This is a genomic window from Variovorax sp. P1_H12_2 (assembly GCF_056405335.1).
The window spans coordinates 1-4,304 of the sequence record NZ_JBFUCI010000494.1; the positions used below are offsets into that span (position 1 = coordinate 1).

At 69.1% G+C, this 4,304-nt stretch carries 5 protein-coding genes; all 5 read left to right on the plus strand.

Annotated elements, in window-relative coordinates:
- Positions 1-616, plus strand: a 616-nt coding sequence (locus AC1D2K_RS30870) for a biotin-independent malonate decarboxylase subunit gamma (RefSeq protein WP_478093764.1), incomplete at its 5' end; no start/stop codon positions are given.
- Positions 617-631: 15 nt separating this feature from the next.
- Positions 632-1,315: a malonate decarboxylase holo-[acyl-carrier-protein] synthase gene (gene mdcG / locus AC1D2K_RS30875; RefSeq protein WP_478093766.1), complete on the plus strand. Its 684-nt coding sequence runs from the start codon at positions 632-634 to the stop codon at positions 1,313-1,315.
- Complete coding sequence (locus AC1D2K_RS30880) at positions 1,312-2,175, plus strand: triphosphoribosyl-dephospho-CoA synthase (RefSeq protein ID WP_478093767.1); 864 nt, start codon at positions 1,312-1,314, stop codon at positions 2,173-2,175. The genes mdcG and AC1D2K_RS30880 overlap by 4 nt, the downstream gene beginning before the upstream one ends.
- Positions 2,172-3,080 carry an acyltransferase domain-containing protein gene (locus AC1D2K_RS30885; protein ID WP_478093769.1) on the plus strand — a complete coding sequence of 303 codons (909 nt, stop codon included), beginning with the start codon at positions 2,172-2,174 and terminating at the stop codon, positions 3,078-3,080. The genes AC1D2K_RS30880 and AC1D2K_RS30885 overlap by 4 nt, the downstream gene beginning before the upstream one ends.
- 121 nt (positions 3,081-3,201) lie before the next feature.
- The coding region (locus AC1D2K_RS30890) for an AMP-binding protein (RefSeq protein ID WP_478093771.1) at positions 3,202-4,304 on the plus strand (1,103 nt) is incomplete at its 3' end.

The window sequence follows — 4,304 nt, forward strand, 5'->3', positions numbered from 1 at the left end:
GTTCGATGGTGCGCCGCTCACGGTGATCGGCACCACGAACCATGCGCCGATCGGCGTCAGGCTAGCGCTCGCCCAGGCGCGCGTGGTGCTCGATACGATCACGCAGCATCCCGGCCGAGCGATCCTGCTGCTCATCGACACCCAAGGCCAGCAGCTGCGTCGACGCGACGAGTTGCTCGGCATCAACCGGGCGATGGCGCATCTTGGCGCAACCATCGACCTGGCGCGACGACGCGGCCATTGCGTGATCGGGCTGGTGTATGACCAGGCCCTGTCCGGCGGCTTCATCACCTCGGGGCTGATCGCCGATGCTTGCTATGCCTTGCCGGACGCCGAGATCCGGGTGATGCGCATACCCGCGATGGCGCGCGTGACAAAGCTGCCCGAGGAGAAACTCGCCGCGCTGTCGCAGTCCAACCCGGTGTTCGCGCCCGGCGTGCAGAACTACGTGGCGATGGGCGGCGTGCGTGCGCTCTGGCAGGGGGACCTGCAGGCCGCGTTGCGCGACGCGCTGGCTCATACGCCGACCGAAGACCTGCGTGCGCGCGATGGCGCCAAACGCGGCGGACGCCAGCTGGCCGCCCCTGTCGTGCAGCGCGTGCTGGACGCGGCCTGAAGACCGCCGCGCGCCATGGCCCGCCTGCGACGCCATCAACTTGCCCGGCTCACCGACGCCGGCTGGCACACCCTCCTGCAACGACCCTGGGACGTGCAGGCGCGCGCGTGCCTGACGCACTGGGCGATGCAACGACTGCCGCTCGTGGTAACGCGCCAGCCGCTTGATGCCGTCCCTGACGGTTGGATCGCGTTGGGCCTTCCGGCTCCGACGCCCTGGGACCGGCGCCGGCTCGCGCTGCGAGTACCGCTCGCCGCCGTGCATCGCTTCGACGAGTTTCCCCGCCTTGCCGCAGTGCAGGCGCTGCTGCCGCCGTCGGCGCAGCGGCGGCTGCGCGAGCTCTTGGACGCGCTCGACACCGGTGGCGCGACAGCCCACGTCTTCGGCAGCTACGGCTGGCAGACGATCAGCGGCCTCACGCACGTGCGGCCGGAGTCCGACCTCGATCTCTGGGTCGCCGTCGACGGGATCGGTCAGGCCGATGCCGTCGCGCAGGTACTCCAGTCCTTCGGCGACACACGACCTCGGCTGGACGGCGAACTCGTCTTCCGCGACGGTGCCTCGGTTGCCTGGCGCGAATGGATCGAATGGCGTGCCGGACGCGCGCGTGCCGTGATGGTCAAGCACCTGGACGGCGTGACCCTGCAGCGCGACTCCGCATGGTGCGGCCGCGCGATGTTGGCGGAACCGATGGCATGAAGACCTCCGCGCTCCGCATGCGCCGGCAACCGCACCTCACGCCCGCCGCAATCGGGCGCGCCGCCACGCTCGCACTGCACGACGAACTCGCGCTAACGCCCAAGCCGGGACTTGTGACCTTGATCGACCGCGGCAGCCACGACGACATGGACGCGCACACCTTCATGCGCAGCCTGTTCTCGCTGCGCCGCTACTTTGCACAGATCGCGGAAGCCGGATCGGGGCTCGCGGCGTTCGCCGTACTGGAGCAATGCGGCATCGAAGCGGAAGCACGCATGCTCGCAGCCACCGGCGGCATCAACACGCATCGTGGGGCTGTCTTCATGTTGGGGCTGCTGTGCGCCGCGGCGGGCGCGACCCTGCGCGAGGAGGGCGGTGCATTGCGACCGGATGCACTGCGTGGTGCCTTGCGCTGTCATTGGGGCGCTGCGCTCGCCGGGCGCAGCCAACGCGCGTCGGCCTTGCCCGGCGGCATAGCCGCGAAACGTTTCGGCCTGCGCAGCGCATCCGAAGAAGCGGCACTCGCCTTCCCGGTGCTGTTCGATACGGCGCTGCCCGCGCTGACCGCGGCACTGGCCCGCGGCCTGACGACGCAGCAGGCACGACTCGACACGCTGTTCCACACCATGGCGGCCCTGGATGACAGCAATCTCGCGCACCGCGGCGGTCTCGCCGGCCTACGCTACGCGCAGCGCACGGCGCAGGCGTTCCTGGACCGGGGCGGTGTCGCCCGTCCCGACGGACTGCAGGAGGCGCACGCCATTGCGGGCGAGTTCGTGGCACGGCGCCTGTCGCCCGGCGGCGCGGCCGACACGCTCGCCGCAGCCTGCTGGATCACGCGCGTGTGTGGCGGCGCATGAGCTTCGCGCTGCTGTTTTCCGGCCAGGGCCACCAGCATCCCGCGATGCTGCCGTGGTTGGCCGCCGATTCCATCGTGCACGACATGATCGCGCGCCTCGGCGTCGAGGACTGGCGAGGCGCACTGGCCGATCCGGCCTGGGCCGAACGCAATGACCACGCGCAGACCTTGCTGACCGGCCTCGCGCTCGCCGCGTGGAACCAACTCGCACCCCTCGTGGCGCCTCCGACGGCCATCGCGGGCCACAGCGTCGGGGAACTGGCCGCTTTCAGCGCGGCCGGCGTGCTCGAAGCCGAAGCCACCCTCGCGCTGGCGCAGCAGCGTGCCGCGGCCATGGATGCCTGTGCGGCGCAAGCCCCCGGCGGGCTGCTGGCGGTCACCGGTCTTTCCCGGCCCAGGGTGCAATCGCTGTGCGTCGAAACCGGCCTCGCCCTCGCGATCCGCAACGGCCCGGACAGCGTGATCCTCGGCGGGCCGAGCGCCGCATTGGCGCAGGCGCAGCGCACCGCCTTGCTCGAGGGTGCACAGTGCACACGGCTGCGCGTCAACGTCGCTTCCCACACGCCGTGGATGCGCGAGGCGGCGGACCGCTTCGCACGGACCCTCGAAGGCGTTGCCTTTCAGGCACCGCAAGTCGCGCTGTTCAGCAATGCTGCGGACCGCATCCGCGATGCAGCGTCTGCGCGTAGTGCCTTGGCCGCGCAGATCGCCACCACTGTCCGCTGGGACGAGTGCATGGACAACGTCATGGCCCGACAGGTCCGCTGCGTGCTCGAGATCGGGCCCGGCCAGGCGCTGGCGCGCATGTGGAACCAGCGCTACCCCACCGTCCCGGCGCGCGCCTGCGACGAATTTCGCAGCGCCGCTGCGATCGCCGCCTGGTTGGTCCGCCATGACGACCCTTGACCCCCTAAGTTTCGACGCCCTAACCCCTATCCGACCCTCCAGGAGATTCACCGTGAGCTCGAACGAAGCAAAGACCCGACTGATTCCGGCCCCCGACTGGAAAGACGCTCATGTTCCCGGCATGGCGGCCTACGACCAACTCGTCGCCGAAGCAGAGGCCGACTACAGCGGCTATTGGTCGCGCCTCGCGCGCGAGTTCCTGAGTTGGAAAACGCCGTTCACCCAAGGGCTCGACGACAGCCAGGCGCCCTTCTTCAAATGGTTCGAGGATGGCACGCTGAACGTGTCCCACAACTGCCTCGACCGCCAGGTCGAGCGCGGCTTGGGCGACAAGACCGCGATCATCTTCGAAGCCGACGACGGGAAGGTCACGCAGGTCAGCTACCGCGAGTTACTCGCACGCACCTGCCGCATGGCCAATGCGCTGAGGACGCACGGCGTGAAGAAAGGCGACCGCGTCGTCATCTACATGTCGATGAGCATCGAGGGCGTGGTCGCCATGCAGGCCTGTGCGCGCATCGGCGCCACGCATTCGGTGGTGTTCGGCGGCTTCTCGGCGCAGAGCCTGCGCGACCGCATCCAGGATGCCGGCGCCGTGATGGTCATCACCGCCGACGAACAGGTGCGCGGCGGAAGGCAGCTGCCGCTCAAGGCCATCGTCGACGATGCCATCGCGCTGGGCGGCTGCGAGAGCGTGAAGAGCGTCATCGTCTACCAGCGCACCCGCGGGCCAATCGGCTGGGAGCCATCGCGCGACCGCTGGCTGCACGAAGAGACGCAAGGCCAGCCAGAGACCTGCGAACCCGAATGGGTGGGCGCCGAGCATCCCCTGTTCGTCCTCTACACCTCTGGGTCGACCGGCAATCCTAAGGGCGTTCAGCATTCCAGCGGCGGCTACCTGCTGCATGCGGTGCTGACCACCAAGTGGACCTTCGACCTGAAGCCGGACGACGTGTTCTGGTGCACCGCCGACATCGGCTGGGTCACGGGCCACACCTACATTGCCTACGGCCCGCTGGCATTGGGTGCGACCGAGGTCGTGTTCGAGGGCGTGCCCACCTACCCCGACGCGGGCCGCTTCTGGAAGATGATCCAGGACCACAAAGTGAGCGTGTTCTACACCGCGCCGACGGCCGTCCGCTCGCTGATCAAGGCAGCCGAAGGCAACGAAGCCGTGCACCCGAAGCGCTACGACATGTCGAGCTTGCGCATCCTGGGCTCGGT